Genomic DNA, 18,296 nt, shown 5'->3' on the forward strand with positions numbered 1-18,296 from the left:
GCACACGGAAACCCGACATGATCGCAAGGCACGCATGCTACGCTCTGGCCCTGGCTTTGCTGGGGACAGCCGGTTGGATGCAACCGGCCTTGGCCGCGCCGCCCTACGATTGCCAGGCGGTGACCGTGCGCGAAGGCGATCCGATTCCGCCGGATGCTTGCGCAGTGAATATCGTGCCCCGCAACCTTGACGCATCGCTCATCGTGTTTGGCGACGGTCCGGCGTGGACGCCGCTGGATCCGCAGGCGATGCCGGGCGTGTTCTACGATAGCGCGTCGATTGCGCCGATTTCCGAACGGCCCGTGGTGATGGCGGTGACGGTAGCGTGGTTCTATGCGCAGCCCCGCGTGTCGGAAACGAACGGCCAGTCCTATGGATCCGTGTCGCAGCCGATCATGCTGAACTGCAGCGCCAACACCTACACGGTTACCGAAACCCGGCATTACGCCGGCAACGACGCCACGGGCGCGCTGGTGGAATCCATCCCGGTGGCCGGCATCCACAACGCGCCGGTGGCGCGCGACCCCGTCCAGCGCAAGCTGCGCGCCATGGTCTGCCCGGCCCCGGGCAAGACCGTGCGCAAATAGCGCGGCGCCCTACCCGCGCCAATAGCGGTACAGCGCCCGTGCCGCCGCGTCCAGCAAGAAGCCCAGGACGCCGATCATCAGCACCATGGCCATCAGTTCGGAATAGGCCAGCCTGTCGCGCGTGTCCAGGATGAAATACCCCATCCCTGCCGACACGCCCAGCATTTCGCAAGGCACCAGCACGATCCACAGGATGCCGATCGCCAGACGCACCCCGGTCAGGATGTGGCCCAGCACGCCGGGCAGGATGACGCTGCGCAAGGTCTCCCAGCGGGTGGCGGCCACGCTTTGGGCGAGTTGCAGCCAGCGCGGATCCAGCTGCTGCACGCCAGCGGCGGTGTTTAGCACGATGGGCCAGACGGCGGCGAAAGTCAGCAGGAAATAGACGGGGTCGTCGCCGACACCGAACACCATCACGGCAATGGGCATCCAGGACAGCGGCGAGATCATCCGCAGGAACTGCATGGCGGGTGACAAGGTGGCCTCAAGACGCCGCCAACTGCCGATCGCCAGCCCCAGCGGCACGCCGATCAACAGCGCAAAACCCAGCCCCACGGCGATGCGCCGAAGGCTGACCAGGATGTGCAGGGGCAGGTCCGAGGCGGTCAGCAATTCCGCCAGGCTCAAGAAGGTCGCGCCCGGTGAAAAGCGCCGCGCCATGCTGCCCGCAGGCGAGAACACGTCGGTGCCTAGCCACCACAAGGCCAGCAAGACCGCCAAGCCGGCCAGCCCCATCGCGCACCGCCCGCCCAGACCCAGGCCGGGGTTACTGGCGCGGCTGGCCGGTTTGGCGGTTGATCCGGCCGGGTCAGTGGAACCGGCCGGCGTAACTGCTGCGTGCCCTTCTGAGCCAGCGTAGGACTCGCGAACCGTCACGCCTGCACCATTTCGGTCCGCGTGTAGGCGTCCGGGAAGCCGAAGCGGTTCAGCCCGCCCACGGATTCGATCGCGCGTTTGACGTAACGGTCGTCGACCAACTCACGCGCGGCGCGTGCCGGGTCCAGGTCGGACAGGAAGCCTCGGTCGGCCTCGATCAGCGTATCGCGCAAGCGGCGCACCAGCTCCTCGGTATAGCTGGGGAACGGATAGGGCTGGAAGTCGATACGGCGTTCGTCCCAATCGGCGTGGCGGATAGCGCCGCTGCCCAGGTACGCCTCGCGGTCGGACGCCGGCGGCGCCAACACCTTGGTCAAAGCCGGCAGGCCGTGCGGCGTATAGCGGTTAATGCCTTCCTTGGACAACAGCTGGGCGGTCTCCGAACGGTGGTCGCGTATCCACAATTGCGCCTGCACGATGGCGTCCACCACCTTTTGCGACCACTCGGGGCGTTGCTCCAGGTCGCGCTCGTGCATGAAGACCACGCAGCAGGCATGGTTGCGCCAGACGTCGCCGGTAAAGCGCAGCACCTTGCCCACGCCCAGGGTCTCGGCGACGGCGTTGAAGGGTTCGGCCACGATGTAGCCGGCGATGCGATTCTGCGCCAGCGCGGGTGGCATGTCGGCCGGCGCCATGACGATCAGGTTCACTTCGTTTGCGCCGACCGACCCGTCTTTCCGCGCCACCGGCGTCAGGCCGTTCTCGCGCAACAGGTACTGCAGCATGACGTTGTGGATGGAATACCAGAACGGAATGGCGACCGTCTTGCCGCCCAGTTCCTTGACGTTGTTGATGGCGGGCGCGACCGTCAGGCCCGATCCGCCCACGTGGTTCCAGGCCACCACCTTGGCCGGCACCTTGCTGCCAAAGCGCGCCCATACCGTCATCGGCGACAGCAGGTGCACCACGTTCACCTGGCCGGAAATGAAGGCTTCAATCACCTGTGCCCAACTGCGCAGCAATGTCGGCTTTTCCGCTTTGACGCCGGCCTTGTCGAACAAGCCGTTGTTGTGCGCCACCAGCAACGGCGCAGCGTCCGTGATAGGCAGGTAACCGATGCGCACCGGCGCGTCGGGCTCGCTCTGCGCGCGGGCGTTGAACGCCGACAGCAATGAGGTTGCACCGCCTGCCGTCAGCAGGGCCGAGAGTTTCAACCAGTCGCGACGCGACATGTGTTCCAGGCACATCAATGAGCTCCTAGCAAGGGGTCAAACGTCAGTTCAAACCAGCGCGGCATCGTCGCGCACGGCCCGCAGCGCAGCACGCAAGCGAGTCAGGATTTCCAGGCGCAGCGCGCCCATTTCAGGCAACAGGTCGGCGCGCGGGTGCGGCAGCGCCACCTGCCATATGCCCAGGATGCGTCCCGGCGCGCCGCCCAGCAGCACGATCCGGTCGGCCAGCACCAGTGCTTCGTCGATATCGTGCGTGATCAGGACGGCGGCGGTCCGAAAGTCGGCCACGACCTTGCGCAGCAACGCCTGCATATCGCTGCGCGTCACTTCGTCCAGCGCGCCGAAGGGTTCGTCCAGCAGCAGCACCGACGGCTGGCGCGCCAGGCAGCGCGCCAGGGCGGTGCGCTGCGCCATGCCGCCGGACAATTGCGACGGACGCAGATGCCGCGCATGTGACAGGCCGACTTCGTCGATGGCCTGGTCGATTCGCGTCCGGCGCTGGCTGTCCGTCAGCGCGGGTTGATGCTTGAAATCCAGGCCGAACGCGACATTGCGTTCCAGCGACAGCCAAGGCAAGAGGCTGGGGTCCTGAAACGCGACGGCCACGCGGGGATGCACACCCGTCAGCGGCGCGCCTTCCATCAATAGCGACCCGGCCGTGGCGGTCTGCAAACCCGCCAGCACGCGCAGCAGGCTGGACTTGCCTGCCCCGCTGGCGCCCAACACCGCCACCACTTCGCCGCGCGCCAAATCGAGATCCACGCCATGGAAGACGGGGCCGGCCGCGCCGGCATAGCGCAACGCCAAGCCGCGCGCCTGCAATACCGGTGGCACACCGCCCGTCATGCAGCGGCCTCGGCAGCCAGCTTGGCCTGGCGTTTGGCCAGTTCGGTCTTCAACTGGACCAGGCTGGGCGTGACGATCGGCAGGAATGCCGCTTCGCGCCAGCGCCGGGCAAACCCGGCCCCGGCGGGCTTCAGATAGGCGGCGCCCCCGCTGGCCTGCAATTCCAGCTGCACCGCTTGATGGGCCGCTTCGGCCAGCGCAATGCGGATGTCGAACAGGGCCCAGGGTTCGGACACAAAGCGGTCGCTGCGCACGCCGGCGATCAGGCTGGCGCTAAGCGCTTCAACCTGTGCGTGCAGGGCACGCAGCGGCTCGCCCAGGATGCCGCGCGACGCCTGGCCTTGGCCGGTTTGCGTTGCGGCTTGCAGGGCTCGGCGCGCCAGCCCGATGGACAGGCCGCATTGCAGGCCGGCAAAGGCCGGACGCGCCCGCGGCAGATATTGCCGGGCGTCGGGATGGATCAGCCATTCCGGGCCGATACGCACCCCCTGCACGGCCAGCGCCGCGGTGTTGCTGGATTGCAAGGCCAGCAAGGACAGGTCCGGGCTGCGGACCAGGCCGGCGATGTCGTGCGGCAGCGCCACCACGGCGGGCGTGCCGTCAGGCGCCGTGACCGCCGCCGCCACCAGAAAACCCTGCGGCCGCAAGTTCGTCACCCACGGCATGCGGCCGTCCAGCAGCCATTCGCCGTCGGCATCGCGGGCGCCGATCTGCAGGGATTCGATGCCCGACAGGAACTTCATGGCGTTGGACAGCGCGGTCGCGCCGGCTTGTTCACCCGCCAGCAGCGGCGCCATCCAGGCATCGGCCAACGCCGTGTTCGGGCTGCGCAACAGGTATTCGATAAAGACGCGCTGGCTCCAGGCCACGAAGGCGCTGGCGACCGAGCGTTCCGCCACCTGGGAAACGGCTTCAATGGCATCGCCGATGTCGGTGCCCGCCAAGCCGCCTTGGCCCGCCGGCACGCCGATGCGGAACAGGCCGCCGTCGGCCAGCCGGGGCAGCACGGCGGCGGCGTCCAGGCTGCCGTCATCCAGGGCGTCGGCGCGCTGATCCAGCCATGCCGCCAGATCCTCGGACAAGGTCCAGCCTGCGGCGGACTCGTCGCTGAACCTTTGCTCCGCCATCACGCGCCGCTCCAGGCGTAGTCGCGCAATTGGTCGTTCAACGGCGTCTGGGCCAGGTTGTTGCCGAAGTTGCAGATCGTGGCCAGGCCGACGCCCACGATGACTTCCAAGGCGTTGCCGTCCGAGTAGCCGGCGTCGCGCAATGCCTGCAAGGCCTCGTCGCTGACGCGGCCGCGCGTCTGGATGACGGCCTCGGTAAAGGCGGCCAGGGCTTGCAGACGTTCATCGGGCAGCACGCCCTGGGCGCGTAGCGCATCCACGACTTCGGGCGACAGTCTGGCCTTGTTGCGGGCCAGCGCCGTATGGCCGGCCACGCAGAACGTGCAGCCATGGCGGGTGCCCGCCACCAGTTGGACGACTTCGCGTTCCTGCAGGGTGAGGCCCGCGCGCGCATTGATCTGCGACAGCGTCTGGTAGGCCTCCAGCGCGACGGGCGCGTTGGCCAGCACCCCCAGCAGATTGGACAGGTATCCCGACGCCTGTTCCGCGGCGGCCAGCGCGGCGCGCGTGGGTTCGGGAGCGCTTTGCGCGGTATGGACAGGCAAACGGGCCATGAAGATCTCCTGGGGTATCGTAGAAAACCATATTGTGCGGGTGGCCGGCAACAAGCGACAATGCACGAAGATCGCAACTTGATGCTAGATCTTATCGACTTTCAGCTATGCGCTTATAACCGGATTCGATCTTCCATCATCCTCGCAAACTGCGACGGCGTTCTGACCGGATCAGTTTGACGCCCCCTACCCGGCCCATCCATCTTGCCCTTGCATCCCGACCATACCGACCAGGCCGCCGTAGATGCCCTGTTGCTGTCCAGCCTGGAAGTCCAATCCAGCCTGTATCACCTGGGGCAATACTGCGGCAATTGGTCCGCCAGCACCAGCGGGCGGGCACGCGCCAGTTTTCATCTGATCCTGCATGGCCGTTGCCGGGTCGACCTGGGCGAAGGGCAAGACGCGCTGACGCTGGCCGCGGGCGACGGCATCTTCTTCCTGCACGACATCCCCCATGCCCTGACGCCGCTGGACCCGCCCGCTTCCGGCACCACCCTGTGCACGGCCATGGAGCCGCTGCTGCCGCGGCAAGCCGACAGCACGGGCCTTGCTTGCGGCTTTTTCCAGTTCCGCCCCGGCCTGGCGGACCTGTTGGCCGACACGCTGCCCGACTTCCTGGTGCTGCGTGCCGATGACGAACGCTTCCGCACGGCCCGGGGCGTCTTTGAATTGATCTTGGGCGAAACGGCGCGCGAACCCGGCGCCTCGCCCGTGGTGCTGGAACGGCTGACCGACCTGCTGATCTTCTTCATGCTGCGCCATCTGGCCATCCACGACCGGCAGGCCTACGGCCTGTTCGTACTGGCGCGGGATCCGGCCATGGCAGGCCTGCTTCAAGCCATTCTGGAGGATCCCGCCGCCACCTGGAGCCTGCAGGACATGGCGGACCGCCTGCATATGTCAACGGCGACGTTCCATCGGCGCTTCACGCTGCAAAGCGGCACGACGCCTGCGCAGTTGCTGCAGCGGTTGCGGATGCGGGTGGCGCGCCGCCTCCTGAGCCAGGGCATGGGCATCCAGGACGCGGCCGAACGCGTGGGGTATCAATCCCAGGCCGCGTTCAGCCGTGTGTTCCAGCGTACGGAAGGCATAGCGCCTTCGGTCTGGCGCAAGCGCGGCGTGGCGCAAGGCTAGGAGGAAAGGCGCCCCAACCGTCAGCCCAAGCCCAGCAGCAGTTCTGCCAGCACGCCGGGATGCGTGATGTGCGCTTCGTGCGGGGCGGGCAACCCGGCAGCCAGTTTCAACAGGGTCCTACGGGGAATCAGCGTCATTGCGTCACACCTGCGCCAGCGCCTGTTCCAGATCGGCGATCAGGTCGTCGATGTGCTCGATCCCGATCGACAGGCGCACGGTTTCTTCGCGCACGCCGGCCTTTTGCAGTTCTTCAGGATTCAGCTGGCGGTGCGTGGTGGACGCCGGGTGCGTAGCCAGCGACTTCGAATCGCCGATGTTGACCAGGCGCGTGAACAGCTGCAGGGCGTCCTGGAAGCGTGCGCCGGCGTCGCGGCCGCCCTTCACGCCGAAGGTGAACAGGCCCGGGACCTTGCCGCCCAGGTACTTCTTTGCCAACGCATGGTCGGGGTGGTCCGGCAAACCGGCGTAGTTCACCCATTCCACCTTCGGGTGCTCGCGCAGGTAGCTGGCCACCTTGACGGCGTTTTCGACGATGCGGTCCACGCGCAGCGCCAACGTTTCGATGCCTTGCAGGATCTGGAACGAATTGAACGGCGAGATCGCCGCGCCCGTGTTGCGCAACGGCACGACCCGCGCACGGCCGATGTAGGCGGCGGCGCCGAAGGCTTCGGTGTAGACCACGCCGTGGTAGCTGACATCAGGTTCGTTCAGGCGCTTGAAGCGGGCCTTGTGTTCGGCCCAGGGGAACTTGCCGGAATCGATGATGGCGCCGCCCAGGCTCGTGCCGTGGCCGCCCAGGTACTTGGTCAACGACTGCACCACGATGTCGGCGCCGTGCTCGATCGGGCGCAGCAGGTACGGCGACGGCACGGTGTTGTCCACGATCAGCGGCAGGCCATGGCGATGGGCCACGTCGGCCAGCGCGGCGATGTCGGTGATGTTGCCCAGTGGGTTGCCGACCGACTCCGCGAAGATGGCCTTGGTGCGGTCGTCGATCAGCGCCTCGAAAGCGGCCACGTCGCTGGGGTTGGCGAAGCGCGTGGTGATGCCGTACTGCGGCAGCGTGTGTGCAAGCAGGTTGTAAGTGCCGCCGTACAGCGTGCTGGACGACACGATGTTGTCGCCCGCTTCAGCGATGGTCAGGATGGAATAGGTAACCGCGGCCTGGCCCGAGGCCAGCGCCAGCGCGGCGATGCCGCCTTCCAGCGCCGCCACGCGCTGTTCCAGCACGTCGGTCGTGGGGTTCATGATGCGGGTATAGATGTTGCCCGGCACCTTAAGGTCGAACAGGTCGGCGCCGTGCTGCGTGTCGTCGAACGCATAGGCGACCGTTTGATAGATGGGCACGGCCACGGCGCGCGTCGTGGGGTCGGGCCGGTAGCCGCCATGCACGGCAACGGTTTCCAAGCGCCAGTTAGGCTTCTTCGGTTCGGTCATGTGTCTCTCCTTGAGATGCGTTATTGATGATTCAGATCAGACGCCAAGCGCGCGCACGGCGCGCAAGATGCGTTCGACGTCTGCATGATTGTTGTAGGCGCCGACGGACACGCGCACGTAACCATACTCCACAACGCTGGCAACCACGCCCGCCTGATTCAGATGGGCCAGGGCGGCGGTGGGATCGGCCACGCGCAACGCCGTGGTGGTGCTGCGCATTGCGGCGCCGGCTGGCGACACCACCTGCGCGCCTAGCCCGCGCAAGCCGTCGCCAAGCGCCTGCGACAGTTCCAGCACCCATGGTTCGATGCGCTCGGGCTGCGCGCCTTCGATCAAATCCAATGCGCCCGCCCAGCCGGCGATGCCAGGATAGTTGAGGTTGCCGGATTCCAGCCGGCGCGCATCGTCCGCGTCGGAGACGCCCACCTGCCATTGCAGACCGGACTTGTCCAAGGTGGTCACGCCAGACGGGCCGATATAGAGCGGCTCCAGCGCATCCAGCAGCTTGGGCGACACGTGCAGGAAGCCCACGCCCAGCGGGCCCAGCAGGCCTTTGTGCGCGCCGCATGCGAACGCGTCCACGTGCCATTCATCGACCTGGGCGCGCAACAGGCCCGCGCCCTGGATGCCGTCGACGACCAACCAGATCCCGAGCGCCGCGCAACGGCGGCCCAGCTCGGCGATGTCGGTGCGCAAGCCCGTGCCGTACTGCACCCAGGACACGGCGATCAATCGGGTGCGGGCGTCGACATGCCGCCACAGGTCATCAACGGTGTAGCGGTGCGCATTTGCCTGCGCCACCCGCACCTGCACGCCGCGGCGGCGCAGGTTCAGCCAGGGCAAGGCGTTCGTGGGATGTTCCTGGTCGTCGACGATCAGGTTGTCGCCGTCTTGCCATGCCAGGCCTTGCGCGACAGTGTTCAAGCCTTCGGTGGTGTTCTTGGTGAAGGCAAGCCGGCGCGGGTCTCCGCCAATCAGCCGAGCCAGCCGCACGCGCAAGGCATCCGCATCGCGCAGCCATTGCGGTTTGTCGCTGCGGGCATGCGTGATGCCGTCGAAGAAGGCGGCGACAGCGTCCGCCACCTTTGGCGATAGCGGGCTGGTGTAGGCGATGTTGGCGTAGGCCTTGTCACGCGTGACGGGAAAAAACTGCCTGAATTCGTCCTGCCAGCTCATGCGCGACCTTCCCTGTGATTCCAACTTGGTATGCCGGAATTCTAGGTATATGACGCGGATCTGGATAAGGCTTAGTTCTTATATTGATATGACCATATCGTCGCTCGGAAACCTGCGGCATCCGCTCATAATTCATGCCTTTCTTGCATACACACGATACGGGAACGGCATGCGATTGACTCGATTATTCAAAGCAGCGGGCGTCGCGACGGCGCTGACGATCGCCGGCGCCGCGCACGCCGGCACGGTGGACACCATCAAGAAACGCGGCGAACTGGTGTGTGGCGTCAGCCAGGGTTCGGCGGGCTTGTCGATCGCCGACAAGCAGGGCCGCTGGACGGGCCTGGACGCGGACCTGTGCCGCGCGCTGGCCGCCGCCGTGCTGGGCGACGCCGAGAAGACGCGCTTCGTTCCGCTCAGTTCGCAGCAGCGCTTTCCCGCGTTGCAATCTGGCGAGATCGACGTCCTGAACCGCAACACGACCATCACGTCCAGCCGCGACGCGGGTCTGGGGATCGTGTCCGCCGGCATCGTCTTCTATGACGGTCAGGGCTTTCTTGTGCCGCGCAAGCTGGGCGTCAAAAGCGCCACCGAACTGGATGGCGCGCAGGTCTGCGTACAGCCCGGCACGGTCAACGAACAGAACCTGGTCGACTACTTCAAGAAGCACACGCTCACGTACCGCCCGGTGGTGATCGAGAACCTGGTGGAACTGGAGCAGGCCTTCTATGCCGGCCGATGCGACGTCTATCTGTCGGACGCCTCCACGCTGGCGGCCAGCCGCGCCGCGCGGGCCGGTAAACCGGACGACTTCGTGATCTTGCCCGAGCGCATCAACAAATCGCCGCTGGGCCCCTTCGTGCGGCAGGACGACGCCAATTGGGCGGCCATCGTGCGCTGGACCGTCAACGCGCTGGTCGCCGCCGAAGAGCTCGGCATCACGGCCAAGAATGCCGACAGCCAGACGCAAAGCACCGATGCGCAGGTCCGCCGCCTGCTGGGCGTGGACGCGGGCATCGGCAAGAGTTTCGGCCTGGATGAAAGCTGGGCGAAGAACGCCATCAAGGCCGTCGGCAATTATGGCGAAGTGTGGGACCGCAACCTGGGCGCGGCCACGCCGTTAAAGCTGGACCGCGGCCTGAACGCGCAATGGAACCAGGGCGGCCTGCTATATGCACCGCCGTTCCAGTGAGCTTGATCCCCTGAACGCGGCAGGCGGGCCTTTTGCCCGCCTTTTGCATTGGTACCGGCCATCATGACTGCAACGACCCTTTCCTTCCCCTCTCCCGGCCTGCTGCGCCGCTGGCTGCCGTCCCTGGCCTGGATCCTGGCCCTGGGCGGCATGGTCGCCGTCCTGGTGCTGCACATTGAATCTGTACAGGCCGCGCGCGGCATCCAGGGCGGATTCGGCTTCCTGTTTCAAGCCGCGGGCTTTCGCATTTCAGAAAGCCTGCTCGCCGTCTCGCCGGACGACCCGTACTGGATGTCCATCGCCGCCGGCCTGGTCAATACGCTGACCGTGGCGGCCGTGGCCATTCCGCTTGCGACCGCGCTGGGCATCGCACTGGGCCTCATGCGCCTGTCGACCCATCCGCTGGCCGCGCGTTGCGCCGCCGTCATCGTGGCGCCGCTGCGCAACACGCCCGTGCTGCTGCAGCTGTTCGTGTGGTACGGACTGCTGCTGCGGCTGCCGGACATGCGGCAAGCGTGGTCGCCGCTGCCTTCCGTGCTGCTGTCCAACCGCGGACTGGCCTTGCCCGCCGTGCAGGGCGGGCTGCCGTACGCCGCCGTCTTGCTGCTTGCCGTGGCGGTGGGCTGGCGCGCGAAGCGCCGCTGGGGCAACGGCGCCACATTCGCAACATTGGCCGTCGCCGCATTGGGCTGGACCTTGCTGCCGGCCATGCAGGTCGACCTGCCGGTCAAACGCGGCTTGGGCCTGCAAGGCGGTTGGCAACCCAGCATCGAATTCGCGGCGCTGCTGATCGGTTTGGTCGTCTTCCATGCGGCCTACATCGCCGACATCGTACGCGCGTCAGTACGCGCCGTCCCGGTCGGGCTGGTCGAGGCCGGCCAGGCAATGGGCCTCGCGCCTTGGGGCGTGCTGCGGCGGGTGATCGCCCCCTACGCCACGCGCGTCGCCCTGCCCCCCTACGCGAACCAGTGCCTGGCACTGGTGAAGAACAGCACGCTGGCGATCGCCATCGGCTACCAGGAATTGATGGCCGTCATCAATACCGCCATCACACAGACTGGCCTGGCGCTCGAGGGCATTGCATTGGCCGTGTTGGCCTATCTGACGGTGGCGCTGGTGTTGGGCGGCGGCTTGTCGGCCTGGAACGCGCGCCATGCCCGGCACGACCCCGGCGACACCCACGGCGCGAGGCTCAGCGACCGCCCCCTCTGGCGCGAGGCGGGAAGCGATCCGCATCCGTGGCGCGGCAAAATCCTGTCGGCGGCATTGACCGTGCTGTCGGCCGTCTCGGCCTGGACGCTGCTGGAATGGGCCGTGATGCACGCCGTCTGGCGGGGCGACCCCGCGGCCTGCGCCAACGCCGCCGGCGCCTGCTGGGCGGCCGTGGGAGAGAACCTGCCGCTGCTCTTCTTCGGCACCATGACGCCCGCCGACCGCTACCCGGGCTTCATCGCCTGCGCGGCGCTGCTGGGCGGAATCGGGTTGACGCTGGGCGCGCGCCGCCTGCCCGCCCGCGTGCGTGCCGCAACGCTTGCCGTCCTGCTGCTGATCGTCGTCAGCGCATTGACCGGTTGGCCGTGGGGCGGCGCCTTGATCGGCCCCCAGCGCTGGGGCGGGTTGCTGGTGACGTTGATCCTGTCCATCGCCGCCTTGGCGGCCGCCGTGCCGCTGGCCTTTGCGCTGGCGCTGCTGCGCCGCTCCGGCAGTCGCGCAGCTTCGCTCGCCGCCGCCGGCCTGGTTGAAGCCGTGCGCGGCGTCCCGCTGGTGACGCAGCTGCTGTTCGCCTCTTTTGTCTTGCCCATGTTGCTGGGCGGCGGGGTTTCCAAGTTCAGCATGGCGCTGGCCGCGCTGACGCTGCACACCGCCTGCCTGCTGGCCGAAGTGCTGCGCGGCGCGCTGCAGGCCATCCCGCCGGGCCAGATGATGGCGGCGCGCGCACTGGGCATGGGCCCGGCCACGGCCTATGCCACGGTCATCTGGCCGCAGGTCCGCCGCATCGCCGCCCCCGCCGCGCTGGGCGTCTTCGTGGGCGCCGTCAAAGACACGTCGCTGGTCAGCATCATCGGCGTGTTCGACGTGCTGGGCGCGGCCAAGGCCGTGGTCGCCGGCACCGACTGGCGGCCCTATCACGTCGAGGTATACCTGGCGGTGGCGCTGCTGTATTTTGCGGCCAGCCTGGCGTTGTCGAAGGTTGCGCGGCGGATGGAGGCGCATGCCGCCTAGAAGGCATCGCCCTCCTCGTCTTTGCGCAATCACCCCGCCCGAGACCCCAAAGGCGTGCGGTTCAGAAAGCGGTCGAACGCATTCAGATACGCCACTTCGACCGCCGTGAGTTTGCGCTGTTTGTGCCAGGTCAGGAAGACGTCCATCTCGGCCACGGATTCGGCCGGCGGCAAGCGCCGCAGTTCGCCGTTGACCACATCCTGGCGGATCAAGTGTTCCGGCAGGAAGCTCAATCCGATGCCGGCCACCACCATGCGCCGGACTTCTTCGATATTGGACGACGTACCCACGATCCGGCCCGTGAACCCCTGCTGGTCGCGGAAGATAGTCAGCGGAGACAGCGTGTCGCCGATCTGGTCGCTGGCGAAGCACACGAAATTCTGATCCATCAGGTCTTCGATGCTGACCCGCTGCTTGGAGAAAAGCGGATGATGGCGCCCGCAGACGACCGCGTAGTGGTGGCGCAGGAACAGGCGGCGTTCCAGCCCATCCACGGGTTTGCGGCACAGGCAGATACCCAGCGCCGGCACGCGTTTGGTCAGCGCATCCAGGATGGCCGCGCTGGGCAGCACGTCCATATGGAATTCGATCTTGGGGTAACGCCGATGGAATTGCGCCAGGAAGTCGTCATATGCCGGGCTTTGCACCTTGCTCATCACCAGCAGCCGCAGCGTTCCCGCGATTTCGGCCTTGTCCTGGGTCGCGGCGTTCTCGATGCGCGCCATCGTGCCGTACATGTCGCGGGCGATCGCGTAGATCTCGTCGCCCAGGCCCGTCAAGCGGAATTCGCCGTTGCGCCGGTGCAGCAGCAAGCCGCCCACCGCCTCTTCCAGTCGCTTGAGCGCCTGGCTGACCGCAGGCTGGCTCAGATGAAGCGCCTGCGCCGCCCGGCCGACCCCGCGCTCCTGCACCACGAACATGAAGGTGCGCAGCAGGTTCCAGTCCATGCGTTCGGGCGCAAGCGTCAGCGCGGTGGGCGGCGAGGTCGGTTTTCGGGCGGGCGGCTGAGGCATGGCTTCGCGGACGGGATCAAAAAAATGGACGGATTCCGAACCCCCGCTGGCCATGCCGGCGCCGCGCGCCTCACCTGCCGGCCAGCCCCGCAAAAAACCGCGACGCGTTGGATTCCAACCCTTCGATATAGTAGCCGCCTTCCTGCACGATCAGCGTCGGCAGCCGCAGGCCCCCGACCTCGCGGCCCAGGCGCTCGAAGCCGTCTTCCGTGACGCTGACCATGGCCTGGGGGTCTTTCTCGAAGATGTCGAAGCCCAGCGACAGCACCAGCGCGTCCGGCTGGAACAGGTCGATCGCGCGGCGCGCCTGGGCCAGGCGGTCGAAGAACACGGATTCGGGCGACCCGTGGGGCATCGGCAGGTTGATGTTGTAGCCGTAGCCCTCGCCCGCGCCGCGCTCGTCCTCGAAGCCCGCGACCACGGGGTAGAAGTTCTCGGGATCGCCGTGGATCGACACATACAGCACGTCATTGCGCTCGTAGAAGATCTCCTGGATACCCTGGCCGTGATGCATGTCGGTATCCAGGATCGCCACACGCCGGTACCTCGACCGCAAGTGCTGGGCGGCAATGGCGGCGTTGTTCAGATAGCAGAACCCACCTGCGGCGTCGCGACGCGCATGGTGGCCGGGCGGCCGGCAGATCGCGTAGGCGTGGCGGTCGCCCGCCAGCACGGCTTCGGCGCCGGCGACCGCGCACTGGGCCGACCAATAGGCCGACTGCCAGGTTTGCGGACCCACCGGGCAACTGCCGTCGGCCAGGTAGCGACCGGCCTTGGCCAGCACACCGCGCAGCGCGTTGGGTTCGCGCACGAACACGTTGGAGACGACTTCGCCGCCCCAATCGCCCGGCAGCTTCATCCAGTCTTCATGGGCGCTTTGCAGGAATTGCAGATAGTCCAGGGAATGCACGGCCGACAAGGCCCCCGCGCCGTGATCAGCCGGCGTCTGCACGTCGAATCCCAGCTTCTTCGCCGCTTGCACCAGGCCGTCCAGCCGCGCGGGCACTTCCTGGGGCGTGCGCATCTTGCCGCGCGAAAAATATGTCTGCGGATGGTGCAGCTTCTGGTCGTCGTGAAAAAATGCCTTCATGCTTGCTGATCCTTCAGTTGGAATTGCTCGGTGCGCTGGCCAGCATTGCCCAGCAGCAGGACGGAAACCAGGGAAAGCAAAGAAATCGCCGAAAACAGCAACGCCAGCGGCCACCACTGGCCCTTGAAGTTCTCGGCCAGCACGGTGCCCAGCAACGGCGTCAAACCGCCGAAGATCGCGCCCGACAGCTGATAAGCCATCGAGATCCCGGTGTAGCGGATGCTCGTCGGAAAGCTGTCGCTGACGTAGCCCGCGATCACCGCGTAGTAGGCGCCCATGAAGAATACCGCCACGCCGACGCCCAGCGTAATACTGGTAAGCGAGCCCTGGTCGACCAGGTTGAACATGGCGTAAGGCGTGAACATCGACACGAAGGCCATCGCGCCCAGGAACCGCAAGTTGCCGACCCGGCTGGCGATATAGGCGGCCAGCGGCGTAATGAAGAATTGCATGATCGACACGACCAGCAGGCAGTCCAGGATCACCGCCCGGTTCAGGCCCACGTACTGCGTGGTGTAGGCGATCATGAACGTGTTGGTGAAGTAGAAGCCGGCAATGCCCAGCACGTTGGCGCCAACCGCCAGTATCAGCAGGCGGGGCGCGCCGCGCAGCACCTGCGCAAGCGGCGCCTGGGCGGGTGTGGCCGGCTTGTGGGACGGGGTGGCCTTGGCGCGGTCGGCCTGCGCCTGCTTGTCAGCCAGGAAATCCGGCGATTCGTTGACGCTTAGCCGGATCACGAAGCCCACGATCAGCAGCACCGCCGAAAACAGGAACGGCACGCGCCATCCCCAACTGAGAAACGCCTCGTCATCCAGGCCCGTCACCAGCTTGAACATCAGCATCGACAGGATCAGCCCGGCGGGGCTGCCCAATTGCGCGAACGACGCGAAGAAGGTGCGCTTGTTCTTGTCCGGCGAATGCTCGCCGGCCATCAGCACCGCCCCGCCCCATTCGCCCCCCACGGCGATCCCTTGCACAATGCGCAGCAGGATCAGCAGGACGGGCGCCCAGAAGCCAATGGACGCATAGGTGGGCAGCAGCCCGATCAGCACGGTCACCGTGCCCATCATGACCAGCGTGATCACCAGGGATTTCTTGCGGCCGATCTTGTCGCCGATATGGCCGAAGATCGCGCCACCCAACGGCCGGGCGAAGAAGCCCACCGCGAACGTGCCCAAGGCGGCCAGGGTTCCGTAGAAGCCTGTGGCCGATGGGAAAAATAGCTTGCCGAACACCAGCGCCGCGGCGGTGGCGTAGATGTAGAAGTCGTACCACTCGATCATCGTGCCGACGAAAGCGGCGCTCGACGCGCGCACCGGCTGGTGCCCCGTCGCAGGTTTTCCCCTCATGTTTATCTCTCTTACGGTAGGTTGAGGTCTATCAGCCCGCTGTTATAGCCCCGGCCCCACCATAAGAAAAATTCTTATTTCTTATCCGCCAAATTACTTTGGCTAATGAGTAAAAACCCTTATTTTCATGCAATTGCGCGCTGCCGCTGCGCGTCTAGCCCGCTACCCCATTTAGCCGCTGCAACCAGGCCGGACGCGGCGCGGCGTCCAGCCAGTTCTTCACGATCAGGCCAAGCTCGGTGTCGCCCGAAATCCGCAGGCGGCGTTGAAAGAACAAGGTGTCCGCGTCGGTTTCCGCCCGCATCAGGCTGAACAGGTCGGCCAGCTTGGCGCCCAACTCCAGTTCGCAAGGAGCCCGGTCCCACGCCGGCCGGAATGCACCGTCGCGCACCGTAAAAGCACTACGCAGGCCCAGGTCTTCGATGGTGATGCCGAAACTGCGGCCGTTCAGTTCCGGCGTAGGCTGCAGCCAATTCAGCCGTCGCGCCAGCTCCAGCCCCGCCACGAAGTGCAGCGAGACAAACGGTGCGGGCAGGCGCCGGCCCAGGCGTGCGACCCACGCCGGCGGGTCCAGGTTCAAGGCGGTGCTCATGCCGCGGCCTCCAGCAATTCGATGCCGGAGCGGCCGTGGTAATAGCCGTTGCACCGGCCGATGCCGGCGGGCGGCGCAACCGGCATGGGTTCGCCGCCGCCACGCGTCGCGTCCAACGCGGCCACCGCCTCCAACGTGCCGGCCGACTGCGGGCTGACGCGCAGGACGTCGACGCCCATGCGGGCGAGCTCGGGCGCCTGCGCCAGCAAGTCCAGGCACGCGGCGGATTGCACCTGGATGCCATTGATGCCCAGGAATTCGCGCGACTCGCGGGTGCGCATGTCCAGCCCGTCCGGGTGTTCGATGCAACGGAAGCCGCAATCGTCCTTCTTCAGCCGGAAATGCCGGGCGGTAAAGCAGCGCGCCGAAAAGGCCAGCGCCATGCGGCCCCACACCATCACTTCGGCGGCCAGATCCACCGGGCGCTCCTCCAGCAAGCGCGCCAGCGTGCCGCCATCCATTTCCAGCGGCGCCACGAAGCGCACCGCGCCCTGGCTGGCCAGCCATTGCAGCGTGCCGCCGTGATAGGCGTTGACGTGGGGGCCCGCCACGAAAGCACGGCCCGCCAAGTGCCGCACGGCGCCCAATTCGCCCGCCTCGACCATGAACTCGTCCTGGCCGCAGAGCTTTTTCAGCGCGTGCGCCTCCGCGCCGGTTTCGATCAGCGTTCGGCCCGATAGCACCACGGTCTTGCCGGCGGCCCGCAGGTCTCGGGCAAGATCCAGCCAATCGTCCGCACGCAGTTCGTGGCGGCGGCTACAGACCGTTTCGCCGAGGTAGAGGATGTCGGCCGGGCTATCGGCCAGATCGGCGTAGAAGTCCAGCGTGCGCTGGCGCGGCCAGTAGTACAGCAACGGGCCGACGGATATCTGGAATGCGTTCGGTTTCATTTCCATGGACGTTCAAATGCGCCTTGGGTGACTTGGGATCCTTCCGCGTGGCGCGCCAGCAAGGCGTTCCATTCGGGGCGCGGGGAATAGCGCGCGGCATCGGCATGCACGCTGTCCAGCGCCGCACGCAACGTGGACACCACTTGCGTGACATAGGCCGGGCTGCGTTGACGGCCTTCGATCTTGATGGCGGACACGCCCATTTCCGCCAGCTGCGGCAACAGGCCGATGGCGTTCAAGCTGGTGGGCTCTTCCAGCGCGTGGTCGGCCTGCCCGTCGACTTCGAAGCGGCCTTTACACAGGGTGGGATAGGCAGCGGGTTCGCCGGGTTCGTAGCGGTCGATGAGAATGCCGGACAGGCGCGCGTCCATGCGGCCGTTCTCTTCTACCCAGCGCACGGCGTGCGCGGGGGAACAGACGCCTTTGTTGTTGGGCGAATCGCCGGTGGCGTAGGACGACAGCAGGCAACGGCCTTCCGCCATGACGCACAAGCTGCCGAAGCCGAAGACTTCGACTTCCACGCTGACGTTGGCGCAGATACGCGCGACTTCGGCCAGGGTCAGCACGCGCGGCAGCACCACGCGCCGAATGCCAAACTGCTCTTTCATCAGTTCAATGGCATCCGCATGCGTGGCGGAGCCCTGCACCGACAGGTGCAAGCGCAAATCAGGATAGCGGTCGCTGGCGTAGGCCAGGAGCCCGGGATCGGCCATGATGACCGCGTCGGCGCCCAGCCCATGGGCAGCATCCACCGCGTCGCGCCACTCCTGCGCGCGGCCTGCCTGCACGAACGTGTTGATGGCGAACAGCACCTGGCGCCCTTTGCGGTGCGCCAGCTCAACGCCAGCCCGGATGTCGCTTTCGGTGAAGTTGAGCCCGGCGAAGTTGCGGGCATTGGTCGCATTCTTGAGCCCGAGATAGACGGTGTCGGCGCCCGCCTCGATGGCGGCTTTCAGGGCAGCCAGGCTGCCGGCGGGGGCCACGAGCTCGATGGGAGAGGTTCGAGTTTGCATGCCGGCCAGTCTAGGGGCCGGCCGC

At 66.6% G+C, this 18,296-nt stretch carries 17 protein-coding genes; 4 read left to right on the plus strand and 13 right to left on the minus strand.

Features of this window, described 5'->3' with window-relative positions:
- The first annotated feature begins 17 nt into the window (after nt 1-17).
- Nucleotides 18-587: a surface-adhesin E family protein gene (locus HG262_RS06680; RefSeq protein ID WP_169270270.1), complete on the plus strand. Its 570-nt coding sequence runs from the start codon at nt 18-20 to the stop codon at nt 585-587.
- A 9-nt stretch (nt 588-596) separates the two neighbouring features.
- Here HG262_RS06680 and HG262_RS06685 read toward each other — a convergent pair whose 3' ends face one another.
- Genes HG262_RS06685 through HG262_RS06705 form a run of 5 tightly spaced genes read right to left on the minus strand, consistent with a single transcriptional unit; the run spans nt 597 to nt 5,162 of the window.
- Complete coding sequence (locus HG262_RS06685) at nt 597-1,463, minus strand: ABC transporter permease (protein ID WP_348984369.1); 867 nt, start codon at nt 1,461-1,463, stop codon at nt 597-599.
- Nucleotides 1,460-2,650 (minus strand): ABC transporter substrate-binding protein, encoded by a 1,191-nt coding sequence (locus HG262_RS06690; protein WP_169270271.1) that lies wholly within the window; start codon nt 2,648-2,650, stop codon nt 1,460-1,462. The genes HG262_RS06685 and HG262_RS06690 overlap by 4 nt, the downstream gene beginning before the upstream one ends.
- Nucleotides 2,651-2,683: 33 nt before the next feature.
- Nucleotides 2,684-3,481 (minus strand): ABC transporter ATP-binding protein, encoded by a 798-nt coding sequence (locus tag HG262_RS06695; protein ID WP_169270272.1) that lies wholly within the window; start codon nt 3,479-3,481, stop codon nt 2,684-2,686.
- Nucleotides 3,478-4,608, minus strand: a complete 1,131-nt coding sequence (locus HG262_RS06700) for an acyl-CoA dehydrogenase family protein (protein WP_169270273.1) — start codon at nt 4,606-4,608, stop codon at nt 3,478-3,480. The genes HG262_RS06695 and HG262_RS06700 overlap by 4 nt, the downstream gene beginning before the upstream one ends.
- A complete protein-coding gene (locus HG262_RS06705) occupies nt 4,608-5,162 on the minus strand; it encodes a carboxymuconolactone decarboxylase family protein (protein WP_169270274.1) in 555 nt (184 codons plus the stop codon). The genes HG262_RS06700 and HG262_RS06705 overlap by 1 nt, the downstream gene beginning before the upstream one ends.
- A gap of 204 nt (nt 5,163-5,366) precedes the next feature.
- Between HG262_RS06705 and HG262_RS06710 the strand changes: the two genes are divergently transcribed.
- Complete coding sequence (locus tag HG262_RS06710) at nt 5,367-6,296, plus strand: AraC family transcriptional regulator (RefSeq protein ID WP_169270275.1); 930 nt, start codon at nt 5,367-5,369, stop codon at nt 6,294-6,296.
- A gap of 141 nt (nt 6,297-6,437) precedes the next feature.
- Here HG262_RS06710 and HG262_RS06715 read toward each other — a convergent pair whose 3' ends face one another.
- Nucleotides 6,438-7,733 (minus strand): aminotransferase class I/II-fold pyridoxal phosphate-dependent enzyme, encoded by a 1,296-nt coding sequence (locus tag HG262_RS06715; protein ID WP_169270276.1) that lies wholly within the window; start codon nt 7,731-7,733, stop codon nt 6,438-6,440.
- Nucleotides 7,734-7,769: 36 nt separating this feature from the next.
- On the minus strand, nt 7,770-8,909 hold the full coding sequence (locus HG262_RS06720; protein WP_169270277.1) for an aminotransferase class V-fold PLP-dependent enzyme: 1,140 nt from the start codon (nt 8,907-8,909) through the stop codon (nt 7,770-7,772).
- A 169-nt stretch (nt 8,910-9,078) separates the two neighbouring features.
- Here HG262_RS06720 and HG262_RS06725 point away from each other — a divergent pair, with 169 nt between their 5' ends.
- Nucleotides 9,079-10,101, plus strand: a complete 1,023-nt coding sequence (locus HG262_RS06725) for an amino acid ABC transporter substrate-binding protein (protein ID WP_169270278.1) — start codon at nt 9,079-9,081, stop codon at nt 10,099-10,101.
- A 63-nt stretch (nt 10,102-10,164) separates the two neighbouring features.
- Nucleotides 10,165-12,324: an ABC transporter permease subunit gene (locus tag HG262_RS06730; protein ID WP_169270279.1), complete on the plus strand. Its 2,160-nt coding sequence runs from the start codon at nt 10,165-10,167 to the stop codon at nt 12,322-12,324.
- 29 nt (nt 12,325-12,353) lie between these two features.
- Here the strand turns inward: HG262_RS06730 and HG262_RS06735 are convergent, their stop codons facing one another.
- The 6 genes from HG262_RS06735 to HG262_RS06760 form a co-directional block, all read right to left on the minus strand.
- Complete coding sequence (locus tag HG262_RS06735) at nt 12,354-13,337, minus strand: LysR family transcriptional regulator (protein WP_248293261.1); 984 nt, start codon at nt 13,335-13,337, stop codon at nt 12,354-12,356.
- A 70-nt stretch (nt 13,338-13,407) separates the two neighbouring features.
- Nucleotides 13,408-14,427, minus strand: coding sequence for a histone deacetylase family protein (locus HG262_RS06740; RefSeq protein ID WP_169270280.1), 1,020 nt, complete (start codon nt 14,425-14,427; stop codon nt 13,408-13,410).
- On the minus strand, nt 14,424-15,776 hold the full coding sequence (locus tag HG262_RS06745) for an MFS transporter (RefSeq protein ID WP_169270281.1): 1,353 nt from the start codon (nt 15,774-15,776) through the stop codon (nt 14,424-14,426). Before HG262_RS06745 ends, HG262_RS06740 begins: the two co-directional genes overlap by 4 nt.
- 154 nt (nt 15,777-15,930) lie before the next feature.
- A complete protein-coding gene (locus HG262_RS06750) occupies nt 15,931-16,368 on the minus strand; it encodes an SCP2 sterol-binding domain-containing protein (protein WP_169270282.1) in 438 nt (145 codons plus the stop codon).
- On the minus strand, nt 16,365-17,258 hold the full coding sequence (locus tag HG262_RS06755; RefSeq protein WP_169270375.1) for a U32 family peptidase: 894 nt from the start codon (nt 17,256-17,258) through the stop codon (nt 16,365-16,367). Before HG262_RS06755 ends, HG262_RS06750 begins: the two co-directional genes overlap by 4 nt.
- Complete coding sequence (locus tag HG262_RS06760) at nt 17,255-18,271, minus strand: peptidase U32 family protein (protein WP_169270283.1); 1,017 nt, start codon at nt 18,269-18,271, stop codon at nt 17,255-17,257. Before HG262_RS06760 ends, HG262_RS06755 begins: the two co-directional genes overlap by 4 nt.
- Between the last annotated feature and the right edge of the window lie 25 nt (nt 18,272-18,296).

This window comes from Achromobacter sp. Bel (genome assembly GCF_012928505.1).
Classification (GTDB): domain Bacteria; phylum Pseudomonadota; class Gammaproteobacteria; order Burkholderiales; family Burkholderiaceae_B; genus Achromobacter.

Excerpts from the sequence above, each read along its gene's own strand:
- HG262_RS06680 (WP_169270270.1), top strand. The coding sequence starts at position 18 with ATGATCGCAAGGCACGCATGCTACGCTCTGGCCCTGGCTTTGCTGGGG.
- HG262_RS06690 (WP_169270271.1), bottom strand. The coding sequence starts at position 2,650 with ATGTGCCTGGAACACATGTCGCGTCGCGACTGGTTGAAACTCTCGGCC.
- HG262_RS06695 (WP_169270272.1), bottom strand. The coding sequence starts at position 3,481 with ATGACGGGCGGTGTGCCACCGGTATTGCAGGCGCGCGGCTTGGCGTTG.
- HG262_RS06700 (WP_169270273.1), bottom strand. The coding sequence starts at position 4,608 with ATGGCGGAGCAAAGGTTCAGCGACGAGTCCGCCGCAGGCTGGACCTTG.
- HG262_RS06705 (WP_169270274.1), bottom strand. The coding sequence starts at position 5,162 with ATGGCCCGTTTGCCTGTCCATACCGCGCAAAGCGCTCCCGAACCCACG.
- HG262_RS06715 (WP_169270276.1), bottom strand. The coding sequence starts at position 7,733 with ATGACCGAACCGAAGAAGCCTAACTGGCGCTTGGAAACCGTTGCCGTG.
- HG262_RS06720 (WP_169270277.1), bottom strand. The coding sequence starts at position 8,909 with ATGAGCTGGCAGGACGAATTCAGGCAGTTTTTTCCCGTCACGCGTGAC.
- HG262_RS06725 (WP_169270278.1), top strand. The coding sequence starts at position 9,079 with ATGCGATTGACTCGATTATTCAAAGCAGCGGGCGTCGCGACGGCGCTG.
- HG262_RS06730 (WP_169270279.1), top strand. The coding sequence starts at position 10,165 with ATGACTGCAACGACCCTTTCCTTCCCCTCTCCCGGCCTGCTGCGCCGC.
- HG262_RS06735 (WP_248293261.1), bottom strand. The coding sequence starts at position 13,337 with ATGCCTCAGCCGCCCGCCCGAAAACCGACCTCGCCGCCCACCGCGCTG.
- HG262_RS06740 (WP_169270280.1), bottom strand. The coding sequence starts at position 14,427 with ATGAAGGCATTTTTTCACGACGACCAGAAGCTGCACCATCCGCAGACA.
- HG262_RS06745 (WP_169270281.1), bottom strand. The coding sequence starts at position 15,776 with ATGAGGGGAAAACCTGCGACGGGGCACCAGCCGGTGCGCGCGTCGAGC.
- HG262_RS06750 (WP_169270282.1), bottom strand. The coding sequence starts at position 16,368 with ATGAGCACCGCCTTGAACCTGGACCCGCCGGCGTGGGTCGCACGCCTG.
- HG262_RS06755 (WP_169270375.1), bottom strand. The coding sequence starts at position 17,258 with ATGAAACCGAACGCATTCCAGATATCCGTCGGCCCGTTGCTGTACTAC.
- HG262_RS06760 (WP_169270283.1), bottom strand. The coding sequence starts at position 18,271 with ATGCAAACTCGAACCTCTCCCATCGAGCTCGTGGCCCCCGCCGGCAGC.